Below are 19,661 nucleotides of genomic sequence, written 5' to 3' on the forward strand. Positions count from 1 at the left end.
GAACACCGATACCCACACGCTTCGCCACCAGTGACTGAACCTGCCACAGGTTCACTTCGCGCTATCCACGAATAACCACCTCAAGAAATAATCTCGTAGTCCACGCAGAAAAATCAATACTCCGCCATCCCACCAGTAACAGACAAATCACCAAGCCACGCAAGAGACGAATGAACGAACACGTGAGGCCGTCTGGGTCCATGGGTGACGGTGCTTGCCCGAGAGCGTTGGGGGCGAAGCGCGTCCGTGTAAGAATTCGCGAGAAGGAGGGTTTCAAACATCGGTGAGTCTGGCGAGCACCGTGCTATCAGGTGCCAAAAACTTTTAGCCTGCACGCTAGGGACATTAACTTGCCGATGGTTGAGAGGCGTTTTCTTTGCTTCTGTTTCTTTTTCGCCGTCGGAAAAAAATGAAGTGCCGCCACGCACAGTGGCTAATAGTGATAAAGAGAAGAGCCAGCATAGACCGGCCACGGGCGCAGAAAGCAGCAACCCAGCACCACCCCCGACCACTAACCCCGAAAACCCCCTGCAACCCGGCATCAACTCCCGACCGCTACCGCTCCAAACTCCACCAACCCAAACCCGTCCACCGGCGCGAGCGAAACAAAACGCCCGCTTTCGCGGGCGTCGAATACTGGCAGCCTTAGCGGCTATCTCATCTCACAGAAGTAAAACATCTCCCCCCGAACAACTTTCACTGCTTGACGTCGGCCGCGAGCGGATCGCTCGAATACGTATAGGCATAAGCATAGTCATAAGTGCCGTTACGTCCACCGCGCTTAGCCGGCATCGCATTCAACACGCCACCCACGACCCTGGCATGAGCACGCTTGAGCTTCTTAAGCGCATCAGCGATATTCTTTTCCGAATGGGCGCCCGAGCGCATAACAAGTACGGTAGACCCAGCCAGGCTAGCAATAACAGCCGCATCCGGCACGGCCAGCAACGGCGGTGTATCGACGATAACCAGGTCGAACTGCTTCTCGAAAGCCTGCAACAGCGAAGCAAACCGCGCCGAAGTCAAAATCTCCGACGGGTTAGGCGGATGAGCACCCGAGCCAATGAAGTGCAATCCATGCACCCCGGTCTCACGAGCAGCCATCTCGAAGTCGGTCTGTCCGGTGAGCAGCTCAGTGAGTCCGCCATTCGGCGAGCGCCCAAGATATTGAGCCAGCCGGCCACGACGCAAATCCGCATCGATAAGCAATACCCGCTTGCCGGACTCAGCCAGAAGCGCGGCAAGATTGGCGGACAAGAAGCTCTTGCCATCGGATGGCGCCGGACTCGTAATGGCAATCACACGGTTAGGTGCATCGACAAGCGCGAATTGCAGCGTCGCCCTGAGCCCGCGAAGTCCTTCAATCGATGTATCGAAAGGATGCGTCGTCGAAAGCAACGGCTGCGTGGCACTGCGTGAAGCGGGCAGAACAGTGGCGTGCTGAAGCGCCATGGCCACCCGCGTCTTCGCAGCCATGCCGGGCGTCGACCCGAATCCATCGCCCACCGGCTGCATCGCCAAACGCTTTGCACCACCCGCAGCTCCCTTCGCAGAAGGCAAGGGTAACGCTATCGGACGATCAAGCCGCACACGATCAACCCGAGCTTGCTCAGCACTGAACGGAATGGCGCCGAAGATCGGCAGGTTGAAGCGGCGTTCAACCAGATCTGGATCGTCCACACCGGCAAAAAACGCACGCCGTACAAAGGCGAACACCACTCCCGCAATTACTCCAAGCAATCCACCCGCGGCAATGATCAGCCCGGCCTTGGGCTTGACGGGCTGCGACGGCACGAGCGCCATATCGACGATATGCACGTTGCCTACCGTCCCCGCACGGCTGATCGACAACTCCTGCGTTTTATTCAGGAGAGCAACATAGATTTCGGAGTTGACCTTGGCTTCACGTTGCAGTGACACAGCCTGACGCTCCGAACCCGGCAACGTCTTGAACTGATTCTCGAAGCGGGACTTCTCTACATTGAGCGCGGCAAGTTGCGCATCGATTGCACGCACTTCGTCGGCGCCGTCAGTGAAGCGTTGCAGCAACTGTACGCGCTGCATCCGCAATGCCGCGATCTGGCGTTCATAGTCGAGTCCGCCGGACAAATACGTCTGTGCTTCCTGCGTCGGCTGGAACGACCCGGCAGCGGTCTGATACTGCGCCAATGCGGTTTCGCTGGCGCGCAATTCGTTACGTACCCGCGGCAGTTCGTTGTTCAGGAAGGTCAGCATGCGATTCGCTTCTTCCTGCGCACGCTCGGTGCGCTGCTTCAGATACGAAGCAGCCACCGCATTGGCGACTTCCGTAATGAAGATCGGCTTCGAGCCGCTATACGAGATCTGCACGATACCCGTGTCCTTGCCTTTCTCTCCGACCTGCATGCCGGCGCCGAAAGCCTGGCCGGCTTCGAGCTGCGAGGCACGCGTGACGAAGAACTCGGTGCCGGGGCGCGCGACCAGCTGGCTCACGAGCAGCGTGACGCCGTTGCCCGTCGCGACGGTACCCGCCTCGCCTTGAAGCAGTTCGTGATTCTCTGCATCGAGCAGCGCGAAGCGGCCTTCGCCAAGCGCACGCAACGTGAGGCGCTGATCCTGCAGGATGGTCGGCACGTTCACCGAGTCCACCTTGAACTCTTCACCGCCCCAGGCGTACGTGTCGAAACCGAACAGTGCGGGCAGAGGATGGCCTTTGTGCGCGAACCACGAGGTCACGCGGCCAATCGCCGGCATGACATTCGCGGACGTGCCGAAGTTCAGATTGAACTGCTCCACCACCGGGTCGATCACCGCGCGGCTCTTGATGATCTCGATCTCGGCATCCGCATGCATTGAACCGGCACTCGGCATCAAGGCCGCAGTAAGCGATGCCTGAGCGCTGTTGGGGGAGTTGGGACTGGGCGTCTCGACCTGCACCAGCGCGTCCGCCGAGTAGACCGGCGTGGACATCTTCGCGTACAGCACGGCGACCAGCAGGATACCGAGCGCAATGCCCAGCACCCACCAGATCTGATCGACGATCATCCGCACCAGATCACGCAAGACGAATTCCTCATCCTTGGCTTGCGTAGGCGAATGCTCCAGCATTTCATAAGTACTCATGTCGCACTCCAGGCGTAACAAGTGACGCTCGTGTTAGCGGGCCGTTTGTATGGTGTAGAAGAGGGTCTGGATGGTCGGCGAGATTTGCTCAAGCACGCGGTTGAAGCGAGCAGCGCTGGCAACCTGCACGTAGACCACATCACGCGGATGCAAGTCGAATTGCGTCATCAGCATCAGTGCGTCTACTTGCGTCATATCCAGTTTGTACACGCTTAGGTCGAGCGGCTTCGCAGCTGATGCCGCGCTGCCATCGGCCGAAGTAATCGCCGACGTCTTGATCATCCCGCCCTTCGCGAACTGCTGCTCCGAGCCACGGATCACATAGATCATGCGCGGATCGGCAGACCTGGGATCGATGCTGTTCGCATTGGCGAGCGCGTCGGCGAGCGTCAGATGACCCCGGTTCATCGGCACGGTCTGCGGCTTGGCCAGTTCGCCAAGCACGAACACACGGCTCTTGGTGCGATCCGGCACGTCGATGATGTCGTCATCCTGCAGCAACACGTTTTGCTGGATGTCGCCGCGATCGAGCAGGGCTGCTACGTCCACCGCGTAACGATGGCCATCGCGCGTGATGCCGACGTTCTGCAAGTCGGCGTCGGGGTTCGCTCCGCCCGAGCGGTTGATGGCGTCGATGACGGACAGCGGCACGTCGGTGATCGGCTGCGAGGAAGGCTGCTTCAGGTCGCCGGTGACCTGCACCTGCTTGCTGTAGAAACCGGACACGCGCACGTCGAGCTGCGGATTGCGAATGGTCTTCGAAAGACCTCTGGTCAGCGCTTCCTGCAGTTCCTGCGCGGTCTTGCCAACAGCTTGCATGCGGCCCACGCGCGGAAAGAAAATGCTGCCGTCGTTGGCTACACGCACGCTGACGCCGCCGGCTTCCGGACCGCTTGCGCTGCCCGTTGCTGCTCCTGCGCCCACCGCTGTGGCTCCCGGTGCTGCCGATGGCAACGGCGGTACGCCCCCTGCGCCCGTGCTCGCCGAGATGCCGGTCGAGCTGAACTCCGGGTGATCCCATACGGTAACGCTGATCTGGTCGTTCACGCCAATGTGATACGCGTACAGCTTGCGCGTGTCCTTGGTGAGGCAGGTCAGCGGACATACGCTTGCGAGCGTTGCGTCGCCCTTGCGCGGATGCGTCTCGAAGTACGTGACGTCGATAGGCTGGACGTGATACTTCACGTTCGCCTGAGCGACGCTTTCCGGTGACGGTGTCTGATCGAGCCGGTCGGTATCGAGATAGGGCCCGGGTGCGATTGCGCAGCCGGTGAGCGATGCTGTGAAGGTCACGCCAGCCAGCAGTGATACGAGTAGTTTGATGTTCATATTAGTGGTCCTCGCGTTACGGATACGCCGAATCTCCTCAGCGCAAAGTCTCCTGCCCGTCACCGCGCAGAGCGCGTATGCGATGCTTCCTGTGCATGACGTGAGCGCCTGGCAGCTGTTTCCCGGGTTTTGCTCGCGAATGGGTTTCTTCCCCGGTCCACCCATCGCGGCAACCACTCGAGACAACAGCTAACGCTCCCAGCCTGACTATCGGGCGGGTGTTCACACAGGAAGAACCACAGGTTGAAAGGCGCGCGGCAGGAGAACCACGTACCTTCGGAAAAAATCTGTATCGACTATGTTGCTTGACTGCTTTGTTTCACTCGGGCTGCCTGCACTCGCCTGCTATGTAGGTCAAGGCGGAGGAGCGCATGTGGCCGTTTCGGTACGACATCGTGGCGTTTCTGGCAGGGTCGGTAAGTGCGCTGCCGCACGTGGGCGTCTTAGTTCACACAAATACCCACGGTGTGAGATCGGGCGCGGCACGGCGATGACGCGGGACTCCTGAACATTAAGACAACGAGATGAAGATTTATCGAACCGCGTCGCCGGATTAAAACCGCAGCGCTGCTGCTCTTCGATTCAAATCGTTTTCAAATAATCGGCAATTCAGCATGCGCGACTCGATTGAGTCAGCAATAGCCGGTGCTTCAACGAATGCGGGCATGCCAATCGCTACCGATGCAAAGTCGAATGCAACAAACCGGGTTGTAGGGAGAACGTCATCGGCACCTATATCAGGCGCACGATCACGATTGCAGCAAGGGGCGGGCACGCGGTCGGCCGGGACGGTGGTGAACGCTGCGCTCGGGGAGTCCATGCCGCCCGATTCAGGCGATACGAAAATTTCCACCGAGCGTAAGGTCCATCCGTACGATCCGAACGACAAGGCCAAGTTGCCCACAGCGCCCAAGGGTCGCATCGAGACAAAGCGCCAAACACTTGAGGCCATGGCCTGGCTCCGTCACTCCTGCACCATGTCCCGTGTTCAGTGAACCGCTTCCACCTGATGCAGACGCGGCAGCAGCCGGTCAAATTCACGCTTGACGATGCCGTAGCATTCGCATGCGCGCGACTCGAGGCCTTCGCGATCCAGGACCTTGATGCAGCCGCGGCTGTGATGAATCAGGCCGGCGTCATGCAGTTTGCCCGCTGCTTCGGTCACGCCTTCACGACGCACGCCGAGCATGTCAGCAATCAACTGTTGCGTGACTTGCAACTGGTTCGACGTGGTGCGATCGATTTCGATAAGAAGCCAGCGGCACAGTTGCTTGTTGAGCGAGTGGTGGCGATTGCATGCAGCCGTTTGTGCAACTTGCGTGAGGAGGGCTTGCATGTACAGCAGCATCAGGCGGCGCAGGAAGTCCGAGCGGCCAAATTGTTCGCGCAATGCGCTTGCGCTCATGCGATAAGCGAAGCCCGGGCATTGCACCTGGACACGCGTCGGCATGGTTTCGCCACCAGTCAGGACCGGCACGCCGGTCATCCCTTCACGGCCGACCGCCGCGATCTCTACCGAACCGCCGTCTTCCATCGTGTGCAGCAGGGAGATGATGGCGGTGGTGGGGAAATACACGTGATGAATGCGTTGTCCTGAATCGCACAGCAATTGGTCGGTGCGAAGTTGAACCAGTTCAAGATGCGGTGTGAGGGCTTGCCATTCGTGCGCAGGAAGCGCACCCAACAGATGATTGCCGTGCAGGTCGGACTGAAGGGTCAGCATGATGTTGTTCTCTCGTAACTTTGCGCATTGCGCCTTACTTGTTATTTACCGGTCAGCTGGCGTTTCGCGGATACATCTGACGGCATCCATCAAAACGTGTTGCGACCGGCCCCGTAAGCAACTCGGTATCGTCGTCTAGTTGAATTCGTTTTTCGACGATGCCAGCGCTGCGAGACTCATTTAGCGAGGACCGTGCCAGCAATGCGCTATGTCAATGCCATCATGGCGCGGTGCTTGAAGTGGCGTGGCCGTAAATCAGCAGATGGATATTTTTGTTTCAGTCTTGAACATCGCGTTAGATGTCGGACTCTATTGATGCGATTGATGCGCCGCACGCTTTCGTCTGCGCAATGCCTTACTGGTGGCCCATTCAGGTTTTTTTATCGACGTGAAAAGTGGCGCTCGAGGCTGATGCGTTGGGTGGTCAAGCCAACATTCGTCGGTTGTATGGAAATTGATTCAGAACTGTTCCATCAACTTGGTGTGCTAGCGAACGCATTTGCTTTATGGCGCCGCTTGACACGCCTGTGCGGCCTGATGGCGCTCATGCGGACTTGCTGAGCATGGCTTGCTAAGTAGGCTGGTACTGAATTGAAAACGTTGCGTTGAGTGCACGAACCTCGCCTTCTGGCGGATGCGAAGTGTTGCGTTGGCGAGCAACGAGCGAAATGCGGCGCTCGCGGCCGGGTGAAAGATGGAACCAGTCGAGGGTTGCACGATAGTGCGGATCGACCACGTGAACCCAGCGTGCCAAACGTTTGGCGTTCATCACCAGGTCCCAGTTATCGGCACTGGTTTGCTCCAGCCGAACTTCGAGACCTAGATCGTGGCGCTGCGTGCAGGCGCGTTCGGGGAAGTGGAATGCTTCGGACAACACGGCGCCGCTAGCCTTGTCGCGCAAGGTAATCACCGTGGCATCGTGCGCGCGCGGACCGAATCTATAGGCATAGGTGAAATCGAAGAACTGGCCAAGAAGGTCCGACGCCTGGAAACGCGCAGTGCTGCGCGCAGCGAGTGTTACGTCTCTTGATGCATTGGCCACCTTCGTTGCGCCGTCGCGCAGACACACGAGTTCAAGCCGGGCGTCGATAATGGTTGCAGTTTCGTTGATCAGATGCACATCGAGGCCGTCAAGGCCCTCGTCGGTGATGAGGGCTGCTATCGGACGCAAAACCTGCGCAAGCCCGTGCCACGCGCTCTTGGGCGCTCCCAGCGCGTCGATCACGCCCCAGCCTGCACCCGGACGCAGATCCTGCAACTGCCAGACGATTCCCCCGGCGCATGACGATCCATGGCGGCGCCATTCCGAGAAGACTTCGCTCATGACCTCGGCCACCACTGCGCGTGACAGATCGAGATAACGCTCGGGGTCTTCGTATCGAAGGCGGGCGGTGTCGACGGCGTACAGCGTGCGCAGGTAATACTCGCGCACGTCGTCGAAGTCCCAGCCCGCGCCGGGGTCTCGCGGCACTGCGACTTTCCAGCGCGGCTCGTGTGGCTTCGATGCCAGCGGCACGGCATTGAGCGCGACATCGTCGGGCACATTGGCGAACGCCAGGCATTCGCTGGCAAAGCGGACGTTCGCGCGCCGTGCGTCTTCGAGCGGCCGCTGGTAAGCGCCGACGCCGTAGTAGTGCGTGACGCCCGTGCGCGTGGCGAAGGGCCACGCGGCGGCCCCGGCTTCGCCGGCCGGCACGCTGGGCGAGTTCATGACGTAAGGCACGTCGGGCCGCAACGCCGCTACGATCGACGGCAACTGCAGGGTGAATAACGTTTGCGAGCGCATTTCGGGCGGCAGGCCAAGCATGGCCCCTTGCTGGTCGGCTTCACTGCCGCCGCAGAGGACTGCGAGCGAAGCGAAGCGCCGTGTGCGTGACAGAAATTGTTCGGCTTCGCGTTGGACACTGGCCGTGAAGACCGCATCCGTCGGATAGTCGAAATTCGCAAATGCAAAATCTTGCCAGATCAAAAGCCCGTATTCATCCGCCAATTCATAGAACGCATCGGACTCGTAAAGCATCGTGCCGCCGACGCGCAAGAGGTTCATGCCGGCGTCGCGGGCAAGTTGGAAAAACGTTTGCGCCTGTTCACGTGAACCGCTGAGCGACACGAGATCCGCATGAGTCCAGCATGCGCCGCGCGCAAAAACGGGCACGTCGTTGACCACTAGCTGGAAGCCGTCGCCCGCCGGGCCGCGTTCTGCGCGCAGTTCTCTGAAGCCGATGCGCCCGAGCTCGATCACTTCATTGCCAGCGAATTCGAGCGCAACGCGATGCAGCAACGGCTCGCCATGCGTGTGCGGCCACCAGCGCGGCGCATCGGGTACGCGCAATACGCCCGCAAGCGTTTGCGGATCGCGCCATTGCAGCGTGGTCGATGCATCGTTGCAAGCAAGTCGCACGCTCTGTTCGCGTTGAGGATGGACAAACCGTACGCTCAGATGAACGAGGCCATCGTTGTCATCAAGGCTCGAATGCAGGTCCACGCGATCGATCGACGTCGCCGATTCCCCCAGCAATTCCACCGGCCGCCATGGACCTGCGGCTTGGATCGGCGGGCACCAGCCGGGCATGTGGCCGAGCAAGGTCGTGCGTACATTGCGCAGTGTTGCCGGCTGAGCGAGCCTTGGCCGCCAGCGCGCACGCGTGCGTTTGGCTGCGAGCGCAGCGCTCAGCGAACGAAAGCAGAGATAGAGCGTGGCGTGTCCGTCCAGATGCAGATCGAGATCATGCGCGACGAACATCGAATCGGAATCGAGCAGTTTTGTGTCGTCGATCCAGACTTCCGAAAGTGTTGCAAGTCCGTGCAAGCGCAACCGGCGCATCCCGCTTTCGCATAGGACCAGTCGATACCAGTGGTCATCAAAAGCGAATGCCGGCGAGGTCTCGAGATCAAGTTTGCCGGCCTCCCGCCACGCCGATGCAACCGTGCCCGGCACGGGCGCGGCAAGCCATCCGTCAGCGATCAACGCAGCGGGCGTGGCGTAAGCGCCCGCTCGCGTAGTGAGGCATTCCCAGCCTTCGGACAACAGGCGCGGAAAAAAAGCGGACGGCGAAGCACTGACGCCGGGCGACGGGATGCGCATGGCGGTTTCCTCGAATGGCGTTGTAACGTGGCGTCGAGGCGACCCACTCTTATTGTGTGTGCGGCCGGCGCGGCCTGGACGCGTCGGCTGCAAGCTTGTTTTCGGCCGGCTGGGGTAAAACTTTAAAACCGCCAGGGTTAGCCCCTAGCGGATCAGCGCGGCAAGCGGCTCCACGATTTTGTCGTAAGACTCTTCCAGCACGTCGAAACACTCGTGACAGGGATCGCGCCGTCCGCGTGCGATGGCTCGTACCAGCCGGAACTGCATCACCATCGACTCGGTCGCAATGCGCTGCGCGGCGGTCGGCATGTTGTCGGGGATGGCGAAACCACGCTCGCGCATCCAGACGAGGTACCTCGACATGAACTCGAAGTTCGAGCCGAGTTGCCGCATGACGTTGAAGGTGTAAAGGTGGAAGTGGTCCGGGCCCCGTTCGAACAGCATCTCCAGGTGTTCAGGAAAAGCCGCCCGCCATTGCGTGATCGGATTGCGCGCCGGACGCCGCTGTAAATGCGCGACGAGCAGATCCGCCGACGCTTCCGCCAGCGCCGTGCCGCTTAGCGGCGCTCGTGCACGCTTGCAGAACTCCACGTAGGGAAACAGTAGCTCGGGACGGCCATCGAGTTCCGGCAGCCGGCGAAACACGCCTTCATAGTCCTCTCCGTCCAGCACGAAATAACCCGTGTTGTGGAAATAGCCGAGCCGGCGCGAACGCGGATCGATGTAATCCACGCCGATAGTCGTCTTCGTGTGATCGTGCCGGTATGACGTCGCGCGGGTGTCAGGCAGATAAAACGCATCGACTTCCGCCAGCACCGTATGGCCGCGCTGGGTCTGCGTACGCACACGGTCTTCCAGCGAATCATAGATAGCCAGTTCCTGGACCTGCAAACCATAGAGCTTGTCGAGGTCCTCCAGCGGGAACTTGAAGAACGTGAACTGGTCGCCTTCGAAGTCCTGCGTGACCGTGAAGGCGAGCGCGGCCCGCGGATCGAGTCCATAGCCGTGCAGCAGCTCGATCCACAAATCCACGTAGCAGTTCGTCTCCGCCCACACCCGCTCGCCCTGATGCAGCGCGTGCGACTGGTGTTTGCGCACGTTTATGTGGGACGGGTGCAGTTGCACGACCCTGGCGCGATCGCGGCCGGAATCCGTCACGCCGCTCGTGTGGACGGCAGTCATGACAGTGCCTCGAGGCCGGCGCTGATATGCGACTGCGTATCGCCCCAGAGGAAGTCGCGCACTTCAGCCGGCCACGCTTTTACATCGAGGCCATGATGACGGAAGAGGGCGAGCGTCGTGCGCTCCATGCCGAAACCGACGCATGCGGTATGCGCCAGTTCGCCGTTCGCCTGGGCGATCTTCCAGATCTCGCCGAAGTGTTCCATATGGTAGTTGAACGACAGGCACGCGGTCGGACGGTCGGGCGTGGCAACCGGGATCAGCAGCTCGAATTTCAGTTGCTGCGCACGCTGGCTATCGGCCACGATCTTGCCGCCACGGCCAAAGAACGGGTCGTTGGCGAGATCGATTTCGAACGGCAGGCCCAGCAGATTCACAAGCAGCGAACCCCGCTCGATCCACTTCTGACGGAAGTCCACGACCTGCTGGGGGCTGCCGAGGCGCACGTATTCGCGCATCCGGAACATCTGCATGCGGCCCGGATCGATGGACGGTTCATGACGGAAGCAATAGGCGAACACGTCGACGGTCGCACCATCTTCGGCCAGTGCGCCGCGCTTGGCGATAGTCGGGTAGATCGGATAACAGGCGGCCGGCGTGAGGACCAGGCGGGTCGGTTTTTGCTGGTCCATCCATTCGTCGGTGCGTTCTTCTTCGCCCACGGAAACGGTTTTTTCGAGCGCTTCCAGCAGCCGGTGATGACCACGGTCGTTGCCCTGGAAAGAGTGGATCGTGCCGGCGAGATCGGGGAAGCTCTTCAGATATTCGCTGTCCTCGAAGTCGTGGCGGCGCATGGCCGGCGGAAAGCGCAACACTTCGGCTTCCTGGTCGGCGCCCAGCAGCGTGATTGCGTGGTTGAGCCGGTCGATCACGTCCTCGAATACCTGGCTGCGGCCATACAGGCCGTCCTCGCCCGTATCAATGAGGATTCCCGCTTCAATCAAACGTGCCCGCAACGTCACGTCCGATGCGTTGTACGTGGATGCCTGTTGTGCATCGGCGGCTGCAATGGCCGCGTGTTCCGTTACCGTGTTCATGTTCTAGATTCTCCCCGTAGCCGGCGTGCGCTGCGCGAGCAGCAGGTTCGCCGTGTTTAATTGGATGCGGTCGTTGCTGATCATCAGCGGTGCAGAGAAAAGATCGCGCAGATGACGCCCGACGCTGTAATCGGTGTTGTTCTTGTAGCCCGCCATGCCGCAGATCATCAGCGTCTCCTGCACGACCTGCAGCGCAGTCGACGAGATGCTGAGCTTCAGCGTGTTCATGTCGGAGGCAAGACTCAGTGACGCTCCCAGCGGCGTGTCGAAATCGCATGCTTCCCGTGCATCGCGTGCAATGCGTTCAGATGAGGCATCGCTTGCGGCATCGAGTGCAACTTTCAGACGCGCCTGCATCATGCGCAACTGAGCGACCGCGTCCGCGAGCCGTCCCGCCGACGGAGGCAACGCGCCCGGTTTGCCACGTGCCTGCGCACGGAAGAACTGGTGCGCGCGGTTCACGGCGTCGGCGGTGATACCGATCCATACCGACGCCCAGAGCGTGTGCGAGACCGGCAGCATGCTCTGGTCGGCGATCTGTGCAAAGGGCACGGGCAGGATCTGTTCTTCACGGCCAACAGCAACGAGCCGGAAGCTTTCGCTGCAGGTGCCGCGCATGCCGAGCGAGTCCCAGCCGCCGCGTTTTTCGAGCACGAGCGAGTCGCGCGGCGCCACGATCAGCACCTGATCCGAAGCGCTCGCCTCAGGACTGCGGCGCGCGGTGACGAGGATGCAGTCGGCATGCTCGCCATACGAGATGGTCGGTGCGAGCTTCTCGATCCTGAACGCTCCGTCGACCAGTTCGACCGCACAGGCGCTGGTGCGCATGTTGCCGCCGATGGTTTCTTCGGAGGTCGCGGAGGCGAGCAGCCATTGCTCATCGACCAGGCGCGCGATCATCTCGCGTTGCCACGGGACCGTGTTGCCCTGGTCGACGATGCACGCGACCTGGCTCTGATGCATGGCATAGACCATCGCCGTCGATGAACATGCACGCCCCAGCGTTTCGCAGATACGCGCTACTTCGGCGAGCGTCAGCCCGGCGCCGCCGAGTGCGGCGGGGATCATTGCCGACAACAGGCGTTCGCGGCGCATCGCCTCGAATGCCTCGACCGGGAACCGTGCATCGCGATCGACCGCGGCGGCATGTTGGGCTGCGATCTGCGCCACGCGGCGGGTAGCGGAGAGCCACGCAGGTTCCGCCGATGCCTGCCGGACGTCTTCCACGATCTGCGCTGCCACGACCGCTGCTTCCTCGGCCTTCACTGCTGCAAGGACGGCGACATCCGTCGAGGCGTTCATGCTGCAGCCTGCGCCAGTTGCAGCTCGGTCACCGCGGCGGCGAGCGAGTCGATCGACGAAAACAGGCGGCGCGTCAGCATCCGGTCGGGGATCTCGATGTTGAACTCGTCTTCAACGGCGAGCATCAGATGAACGGTCGCGAGCGACGACAGCCCTGCGGCATACAGGTCGGCGTCATCAGCGAGCGAGTCGGCGGGTACGTCGAGCCGAGCGGATTCGGTAAGGATGCGGCGCAGTGCGGTTTTCATGTAATAGCCCCCCAAAGAAGCGTCACTAAAGGTGTGTCACCTAGGACCGGCCGCTGCCGTTTGATATCGGCTTGGTGCGTGACCGGAACCGGACTGGTCATGCAATCGGCAAGCTGGCGCACGTTTGTTTTGAAGCTTGGCGGGTCATCCCACGCTAGCGGGCACCAGGCTTTTTCTCGCGGCAGTTCGTCATTCGCCGATTGCGGTTCGGTTGACCGTATTTAACGGATTGGCAAGGGTAGGCGTCGGTGCGATGCCGCACGGAAGTTATGCGGTCGGAGACGTAACGTATGAACATCGAACAGGCCGGTGTTGCTGGCCTCATTTGGAGCAAGACAGGGACATGAACTGGAAAGCACTCGACTTCGAGCAAATCACCGCACGGGAGCTGTATTTGATCCTGCGGGCGAGAAGCGCTGTGTTCGTTGTCGAACAGTCGCACGTGCATCTTGACCCGGACGGCAGGGATGAAACGTCGCTCCATGTGTTTGCAGTCGATGACATGTCGCGTTCGATGCCCGTCATCGCCTACGCGCGGCTGCATGAGGGCAGCACGGGGACCGCGGAGGTGGCCGTGGTCGTGGTGGACAGGATCCTCACCAGCCCGCTACGGCGCTGTGACGGCACGGCTGCGACGCTGATTGAACGCGTGCTTGCGGCCGCGGCCGAGCGGTGGCCAGGGCGCGACGTGCGTTTGCTGGCGCCTGTGAGTTTGCGCGGGTTTTACGAAACATTCGGGTTTCGCCGCGACGAGGGACCGTTTGTCGAGCGCGGGGTTCGCGTGATCGGACTCATGCGCAAGAGCCGTCATAGCGGCCGGACGAACCAGCATGCCAGTGCGGCGGATTTCGTCGATACGGTCGAAGAGGTTTGAAGGATTCAAAGCTTTTCAGAACGCAGCAAGTGCCCAACGTCGGCATTAGACGTTTCTAAATGACACAGAGGACGCGAGTGACGTGCACTGCACGAACACGACGCCGACCTCTCCTTATCAGGATTTAACGATGTCGAGTGTTTCGATCACGAATGTGCGAGACGAGTCGCAGGGCGGGCGCGTCGAGACGTGGAAGACCCCGTGGATGGCGCAACGCGAGAAGATAGCGTCAGCGCCCTCGGCGGCCGCGAAAGCGGCCCGCGCGGTGAAGCTCGCGGCCGATGCCGCGAAGTCGAAGCAGCGCGCCGAGCTGAGCCGGCGGCGTCGGCTGATGATTGCGCCGTTGTCCTTCGCGGCGCTCACGGCGCTGTTGCTCGTGCTGCATCAGAGCCGTGTGCTCGAGCTGTTCTATCCGGTGGGGGCAGTTACGGTCGCGGCGCTACTCTACAAACGTTCGCCTGCGCACTATCTGTCATTCGTCGTGTGGCTGTTCTTCCTGACACCGGAAGTGCGGCGTTTGTCCGACTACTTCAACGGCATGTTCAGTGACCGCAGCCTCATCATGCTCGCGCCGGTGATCGCGGCCGCGCTGTGCGGCATGAACCTGCTGACTCATTTTCGGGTGCTGATGCAGCGGCGTGCCATCCCGCTCACGCTGATCGTGCTCGGCATCTTCTATGGCTATGTGATCGGCATGGTCGGCGCCGGGATCGCGGCTGCGTCTTACACGCTGATCTCGTGGCTGTTCCCGGTCCTGATCGCGTTTCACATCCTGGTTACGTGGCGGCAGTACCCCGAATATCACCGCACGATGCTCAAGACCTTCGTGTTCGGCGGCTTCGTGATCGCCTTATACGGGGTGTACCAGTATGTCAGTCCGCCGCCTTGGGACGCGTTCTGGCTGCTGCAGTCAGGCATGGTTTCGGAAGGCGTGCCGCTGCCGTTCGGCATGCGGGTCGCGAGCACGATGAATTCGTCGGGCCCGTTCGCCATCGCGATGATGGCCTGCCTGCTGATGACCCTCGCCGCACGCAACAAGATGGCCTTCCTCGCGGGCGGCCTGGCCGTGCCCGCCCTGATCGGCACGATGTCGCGCAGTGTGGTCGGCGGCCTTGCCATCGGGCTCGTGTATCTGTTCGTCATGCTCGATGGCCGCAGCCGCTTGCGGCTGGTCGGCGGTATCGCGGTGATCGTGCTGCTGTGTTCGCCGGTCGCGATGGTCGACGAAATCTCGGACAAGGCGATGGCACGCTTCTCCACGGTGACTCAGCTCGACAACGACTACAGCTATCAGGTTCGCACCGAGATCTACAACCACTTCCTCTCCGAGATGACGACCAATATCGCGGGGCAGGGTCTCGGCATGACGGGGCTCGGCTCGAAGCTCTCGGGCGATGGCTCGTCGAATAACGTCGACTTCGACAGCGGTTTGATGGAGGTGCCGTACGTGCTCGGATGGCCCGGTACGCTGCTCTATGCAACGGGTTTGCTGATGCTGATATTGCGCGCGTTTGTTGCCAGCTTTGCACGAAAAAGCGACCGCTTCGCCGTGGCCGGCACGGCTGCCGCCTTCGGTGTGCTGGCCATGATGGTGTTCGTCAACACGCTGATCGGTTCGGGAGGCATGTTCTTTTTCATCGGCGTGATGTTGCCGGTTACCGGCTGGCGCTATGCACGCGAAATTCAACAGCCGGCGCGCTCAGCCGCCGTTCGTCAGAACGGTCGCCCCGCTGCGGCCGCTCCCGGGCGCGCAACAACAGGAACCGCGGCGCAGCAGCACATTGCGCAGCCTTCCACGCCGCGCACATGAGCGCCGTCGTCAAACGGCCCGGTCAGCGCGGTCAACCTGAAGGGGCCTCCAATCCATCGGACAGCACGGCAGCACACTCAGTATCCAACGAGGACCGCATGAATCTACTCATCGTCACCCATACCGTCGGCAGGAACGACGGGCAAGGGCGCGTCAACTACGAGGTCGTCCAGGCCGCGCTCGCCGCGGGCCATTCGGTCACGCTGCTCAGTACCACGGTCGACGAAACGTTGAGCCGGCATCCGCGCATCACGGTCGCCCGCCTGCCCGCGAGCCGCGTGCCCACGCGCCTGCTCAAGTATCAGGTGTTTGCGTTGCGCGCGGCGGCGTGGATCCGCGCGCACCGGCACGAATTCGACGTGGTGCAGGTCAACGGTTTTATTGCGTGGACTCGTTCCGACGTCAACGCCATCCACTTCGTCCACACCGGCTGGTATGAAAGCGGTTATTACCCGTTTCGCCTGACCGGCGGCATCTACGCTGCGTATCAACTGTTGTTCACGCGGCTCAACGCGTGGTGCGAGCGCTGGGCATTCAGGCATGCACGCGTGCTGGTGCCGGTGTCGGAGAAAGTAAGCGCGGAACTGGTGACGCTCGGCATGTCGCGCGACAAAATTCGCGTGATCCATAACGGCGTGGATAACGTTGAGTTCTCGCCGGACTTGTCGCAGACGTCGCAGCGCGAGCGCTTCAAGTTGCCCGAGGAGCCGTTCATGCTGCTGTTTGCCGGCGATCTGCGCAACGCGCGCAAGAACCTCGATACCGTGCTGCGCGCGCTCGTAACGTGTCCGCCAAAGGTGCACCTCGCAGTGGCCGGCGGTGTGGCGAACAGTCCGTATCCGGCAATGGCCGCCGCGCTCGGCGTGGCGGATCGTGTGCATTTCGTCGGAATGATCCGCGACATGCCCACGTTGATGCGATGCGCCGATGCGTTTGTGTTCCCGTCGCGTTATGAAGCCATGAGCCTCGTGCTGCTCGAAGCGCTCGCATCCGCGTTGCCGGTAATTACCGTGCACACAGCCGGCGGCGCAGAGGTGATCACGGAGGAGTGCGGCATCGTGCTCGACGATCCCGACAACGCAACCGCGCTTGCTGAAGCCATCACTCTGGTCGCATCCGACCCGCTGCGTGTGCGCGAAATGGGGCAGGCCGCGCAAGCCCTGGCCGCGACTCTGTCGTGGCAGACCATGGCAGCACGCTATCTCGCGCTGTTTGAAGACATTGCGACAACACGCAAGGCTGCTCGCCACAATGCACGGGCAAGCCACGAGACTGTATCGGTGAAGACATGAATACTGCGACTAAATCAATGACCATGCGAGCAAGCACGATCACCCCCGCCGCAGACCGAGCGGGCAAGGCTGCCGGTTCGAACAAGCCTTTAGGTCAGGCTTCAGGCAAAGCTTCAACGGGCACCTCAGGCCAGCCTTCAAAACAGCGGACTATCGACTCGCTGCAGATCGGCATGAACTGGTTCGACGAACGACCCGGTGGCCTCGACCGCATGGTCAGCGCACTCATACAGTCGCTGCCCGCTCAGGGCGTAACGGTGCGCGGGCTGGTAGCAGGAAGCGAGAACGTACGGACGTCGACTCATGGCGTGGTGACGCCGTTCGCCGCACCCGATGCACCTTTGCCGAAGCGCGTCGCCGGTTTGCGGCGCGCGGCGGTCGAGTTGCGCAACGCGCGTATGCCCGACGTGGTCGCGGCGCACTTCGCGCTGTATGCCGCGCCCGTGCTCGGCAAGTTTTCGCGTGTGCCGAAGGTGATCCATTTTCATGGCCCCTGGGGCGATGAATCGGCGCATGGCGCGCGTGGCCGCGCGAATGTGATGGTGCGGCGTGCGGTCGAACGGCATGTGTATCAGCGCGGCAATCTGCACATTGTCTTGTCACAGGCTTTTGGCGACGTGTTGCAGGAGCAGTACGGCGTGAACGCACGCACGATCCGCATCGTGCCCGGTTGTGTCGACGTCAATCATTTCAGCACCGACATAGACCGGCGTGCCGCACGTACCGCGCTCGGACTTCCGCAAGACCGCCCGATGCTTTTCTGCGTGCGCCGCCTCGTCTCGCGCATGGGCCTGGAAGATTTGATCGACGCGATGTTCCTCGTGCGCCAGCAAGTGCCCGACGTGCTGCTGACTATCGCCGGCAAGGGGCCGCTGATGACGGCGTTGCAGGCGCGTATCGAATATCGGGGCTTGTCGCAGCATGTGCGCCTCGCGGGGTTTGTCGCCGACGAAGCGCTGCCGCTCTGGTATCGCTCGGCGGATGTGTCGGTGGTGCCGACGACCGCGCTGGAGGGTTTTGGTCTCACCACCATCGAGTCGCTGGCGAGCGGTACGCCGGTGATCGTGACGCCCGTGGGCGGTTTGCCCGAAGCGGTCGCGCCGCTGAGCCCGGAGCTGGTGCTGGAATCGGGCGGCTTTCAGGCGCTGGGGGCAGGACTCGCCGGAGCGCTGCTTGGCCGGCGGGTTCTCCCCAGCGAAGCCGAGTGCCGCGCGTACGCACGCTCGCATTTCGACCTGCCGGTGATCGCGGCGCAGACGGCCGCTGTGTATCGCGAAGCCATCGACTCGTTCTGAACGAACAAGAAAAACCCGGCAAGAAGAAAGAAGGGCCCCGGCGCCCCAGGCGCCGCTCAACCTCGAAAGACCCAAGTCATGAAAATCGTTCACCTGGCCACGCATGCGCAATGTATTGGCAACGGCACCGTCAACGCGATGGTCGATCTGGCGTGCATGCAGGCCCGCGCCGGTCACGACGTTGCTGTTGCGTCATCGGGCGGCGCTTTCGAGCCGTTGCTGCGACGTCATGGCGTCACGCACGTGCTGCTGCAGCAGTCGCGCCAGCCTTGGCGCGTGCCGGCCATGATCGCGGGGTTTGGCCGGCTGATCGAGCGTTTTAATCCCGATGTCGTGCACGCGCACATGATGACCGGCGCGTTGATTTCTCGCTTTGGCAGCATGCGCCGCCGCTTCGCGCTGGTGACCACCGTGCATCACGATATCCAGAAAAGCGCTTCTCTGATGCGTTTTGGTGACCGCGTGATTGTGGTGAGCCACGCGGTCGGCGACGCAATGCTCGAGCGTGGGCTGCTCGCGAACACCTTGAGCGTGGTGGCGAGCGGCACGATCGGTTCGCCGCGTCTTGCCGCACGGCCGATGCCGCGGCCATTGCAGTTGCGCCATCCGAACGTGGTCTGTGTAGCGGCGATGTTCGAGCGCAACGGCATTGCCGATCTGCTGCATGCGTTCGCGCATGTCCGGCGGACGCTGGACGCGCGGCTTTATCTGGTGGGAGATGGTCCCGATCGCGGTTTGATGGAAGCTTTATCTGAACAACTTGGCATTGCGAGCCATGTACAGTTTGCGGGATTCGTCGCCGATCCCCGTGCGTATCTGGCTGAAGCCGATGTCTTCGCGTTTGCGCCACATCAGGCGCCCGGGCCGCTGGTGCTCAGCGAAGCGCGCGAAGCTGGTTGCGCGATTGTCGCGACGAAGGTGGGTGGCGTTCCGGAGATGCTGGAGAACGGTAGCGCGGGTGTGCTTGTGCCGCCGCAGGAGCCTTTGCAACTGGCAGCCAAGATCGGCTGGTTGTTGATGGATTCGCCGGTGCGTGCGCAATATGCGGCGCGCGCGAAGCGGGATCTCGAGCGTTTTTCCGTGCAGCGCGTGTGTGCCGATCATCTTGCGGTCTATGAGCGCGCAATTGCGGAGTGCGAGGAGCGGCAAAGCCGGCCGTCGACACGGCGAGCGCCGGCGGCATGACCGTGGTTTTTCGCTCGCGCCGGTGGACGGGGTTTGGTGGTTTTGGGGTTAGTGGTCGGGGGGCGATGCCGGGTTGGCGCTTTCGGCGTTAGTGGTCTGCGTGAGTCAGATGTTCTCTTTATCACTATTAGCCACTGTGCGTGTGGCGAAGCGTGTGGGTATCGGTGTTCGGAGAGGTCGGGGTTCAAACATCCTTC

General features: G+C 61.5%; 13 protein-coding genes. 5 read left to right on the forward strand and 8 right to left on the reverse strand.

Annotated features, from left to right (window positions below; genetic code table 11):
• Positions 1–696: 696 nt before the first annotated feature.
• From M0D69_RS39685 to M0D69_RS39720, 8 genes are all read right to left on the reverse strand, one after another.
• Positions 697–3,102 carry a polysaccharide biosynthesis tyrosine autokinase gene (locus tag M0D69_RS39685; RefSeq protein WP_301787271.1) on the reverse strand — a complete coding sequence of 802 codons (2,406 nt, stop codon included), beginning with the start codon at positions 3,100–3,102 and terminating at the stop codon, positions 697–699.
• A 33-nt stretch (positions 3,103–3,135) separates the two neighbouring features.
• On the reverse strand, positions 3,136–4,431 hold the full coding sequence (locus tag M0D69_RS39690; protein WP_301787272.1) for a polysaccharide biosynthesis/export family protein: 1,296 nt from the start codon (positions 4,429–4,431) through the stop codon (positions 3,136–3,138).
• A gap of 988 nt (positions 4,432–5,419) precedes the next feature.
• Positions 5,420–6,154, reverse strand: coding sequence for a Crp/Fnr family transcriptional regulator (locus M0D69_RS39695; protein ID WP_047897701.1), 735 nt, complete (start codon positions 6,152–6,154; stop codon positions 5,420–5,422).
• 571 nt (positions 6,155–6,725) lie between these two features.
• Positions 6,726–9,239 carry a glycoside hydrolase family 2 protein gene (locus M0D69_RS39700; RefSeq protein WP_301787273.1) on the reverse strand — a complete coding sequence of 838 codons (2,514 nt, stop codon included), beginning with the start codon at positions 9,237–9,239 and terminating at the stop codon, positions 6,726–6,728.
• Positions 9,240–9,383: 144 nt separating this feature from the next.
• A complete protein-coding gene (locus M0D69_RS39705) occupies positions 9,384–10,421 on the reverse strand; it encodes a DUF1839 family protein (protein ID WP_301787274.1) in 1,038 nt (345 codons plus the stop codon).
• Entirely contained in the window at positions 10,418–11,458 is a 1,041-nt protein-coding gene (locus tag M0D69_RS39710; RefSeq protein WP_301787275.1) for an amino acid--[acyl-carrier-protein] ligase, read from the reverse strand. The genes M0D69_RS39705 and M0D69_RS39710 overlap by 4 nt, the downstream gene beginning before the upstream one ends.
• Before the next feature lie 3 nt (positions 11,459–11,461).
• On the reverse strand, positions 11,462–12,760 hold the full coding sequence (locus M0D69_RS39715) for an acyl-CoA dehydrogenase family protein (RefSeq protein WP_301787276.1): 1,299 nt from the start codon (positions 12,758–12,760) through the stop codon (positions 11,462–11,464).
• Entirely contained in the window at positions 12,757–13,008 is a 252-nt protein-coding gene (locus M0D69_RS39720) for an acyl carrier protein (protein WP_047897698.1), read from the reverse strand. The genes M0D69_RS39715 and M0D69_RS39720 overlap by 4 nt, the downstream gene beginning before the upstream one ends.
• A gap of 343 nt (positions 13,009–13,351) precedes the next feature.
• On the opposite strand from M0D69_RS39720, the gene M0D69_RS39725 reads away from it, so the two are divergent.
• The 5 genes from M0D69_RS39725 to M0D69_RS39745 all read left to right on the forward strand — a co-directional run bounded on the left by M0D69_RS39725 (position 13,352) and on the right by M0D69_RS39745 (position 19,464).
• The gene (locus tag M0D69_RS39725; RefSeq protein WP_301787277.1) at positions 13,352–13,882 is read left to right on the forward strand and encodes a GNAT family N-acetyltransferase; all 531 of its coding nucleotides are present in this window, start codon (positions 13,352–13,354) and stop codon (positions 13,880–13,882) included.
• Positions 13,883–14,012: 130 nt separating this feature from the next.
• The gene (locus tag M0D69_RS39730; protein ID WP_301787278.1) at positions 14,013–15,692 is read left to right on the forward strand and encodes an O-antigen ligase family protein; all 1,680 of its coding nucleotides are present in this window, start codon (positions 14,013–14,015) and stop codon (positions 15,690–15,692) included.
• Positions 15,693–15,790: 98 nt separating this feature from the next.
• On the forward strand, positions 15,791–16,984 hold the full coding sequence (locus M0D69_RS39735; RefSeq protein WP_301787279.1) for a glycosyltransferase family 4 protein: 1,194 nt from the start codon (positions 15,791–15,793) through the stop codon (positions 16,982–16,984).
• Between the two features lie 173 nt (positions 16,985–17,157).
• Entirely contained in the window at positions 17,158–18,279 is a 1,122-nt protein-coding gene (locus M0D69_RS39740; RefSeq protein WP_301787281.1) for a glycosyltransferase family 4 protein, read from the forward strand.
• A gap of 78 nt (positions 18,280–18,357) precedes the next feature.
• On the forward strand, positions 18,358–19,464 hold the full coding sequence (locus M0D69_RS39745; protein ID WP_301787280.1) for a glycosyltransferase family 4 protein: 1,107 nt from the start codon (positions 18,358–18,360) through the stop codon (positions 19,462–19,464).
• The last annotated feature ends 197 nt before the right edge of the window (positions 19,465–19,661 follow it).

The sequence above is a fragment of the Caballeronia sp. SEWSISQ10-4 2 genome, from assembly GCF_030464885.1.
Classification (GTDB): Bacteria; Pseudomonadota; Gammaproteobacteria; order Burkholderiales; family Burkholderiaceae; genus Caballeronia.

Coding starts and splice junctions, on each gene's coding strand:
- M0D69_RS39685 (WP_301787271.1), bottom strand. CDS start 3,102: ATGAGTACTTATGAAATGCTGGAGCATTCGCCTACGCAAGCCAAGGAT.
- M0D69_RS39690 (WP_301787272.1), bottom strand. CDS start 4,431: ATGAACATCAAACTACTCGTATCACTGCTGGCTGGCGTGACCTTCACA.
- M0D69_RS39695 (WP_047897701.1), bottom strand. CDS start 6,154: ATGCTGACCCTTCAGTCCGACCTGCACGGCAATCATCTGTTGGGTGCG.
- M0D69_RS39700 (WP_301787273.1), bottom strand. CDS start 9,239: ATGCGCATCCCGTCGCCCGGCGTCAGTGCTTCGCCGTCCGCTTTTTTT.
- M0D69_RS39705 (WP_301787274.1), bottom strand. CDS start 10,421: ATGACTGCCGTCCACACGAGCGGCGTGACGGATTCCGGCCGCGATCGC.
- M0D69_RS39710 (WP_301787275.1), bottom strand. CDS start 11,458: ATGAACACGGTAACGGAACACGCGGCCATTGCAGCCGCCGATGCACAA.
- M0D69_RS39715 (WP_301787276.1), bottom strand. CDS start 12,760: ATGAACGCCTCGACGGATGTCGCCGTCCTTGCAGCAGTGAAGGCCGAG.
- M0D69_RS39720 (WP_047897698.1), bottom strand. CDS start 13,008: ATGAAAACCGCACTGCGCCGCATCCTTACCGAATCCGCTCGGCTCGAC.
- M0D69_RS39725 (WP_301787277.1), top strand. CDS start 13,352: ATGAACTGGAAAGCACTCGACTTCGAGCAAATCACCGCACGGGAGCTG.
- M0D69_RS39730 (WP_301787278.1), top strand. CDS start 14,013: ATGTCGAGTGTTTCGATCACGAATGTGCGAGACGAGTCGCAGGGCGGG.
- M0D69_RS39735 (WP_301787279.1), top strand. CDS start 15,791: ATGAATCTACTCATCGTCACCCATACCGTCGGCAGGAACGACGGGCAA.
- M0D69_RS39740 (WP_301787281.1), top strand. CDS start 17,158: ATGAACTGGTTCGACGAACGACCCGGTGGCCTCGACCGCATGGTCAGC.
- M0D69_RS39745 (WP_301787280.1), top strand. CDS start 18,358: ATGAAAATCGTTCACCTGGCCACGCATGCGCAATGTATTGGCAACGGC.